Source organism: Neisseria sp. P0009.S007 (assembly GCF_051962515.1).
The window spans coordinates 1-285 of the sequence record NZ_JBQCVF010001055.1 but is presented as its reverse complement, the minus strand read 5'-3'; the positions used below and the strand labels follow the sequence as shown (position 1 = coordinate 285).

1 rRNA gene is annotated in these 285 nt (G+C 53.7%); it reads right to left on the bottom strand.

What is annotated here, in order from left to right:
* Window positions 1-285: ribosomal RNA gene (locus tag ACTHS3_RS17725) — 16S ribosomal RNA — on the bottom strand; the annotation flags it as partial.

Here is a 285-nt window from a genome sequence, read left to right as displayed (position 1 = left end):
CTGCCTTTCCACAGTTAAGCTGTGGTCTTTGACAACCGACTTGAAGTGCCACCTACGGACTCTTTACGCCCAATGATTCCGGATAACGCTTGCATCCTCCGTATTACCGCGGCTGCTGGCACGGAGTTAGCCGATGCTTATTCCTCAGGTACCGTCAGGTTTCTTCCCTGAGAAAAGAGGTTTACAACCCAAGAGCCTTCGTCCCTCACGCGGTCTTGCTCCGTCAGGCTTTCGCCCATTGCGGAAAATTCCCCACTGCAGCCACCCGTAGGCTGTCTCTTATAC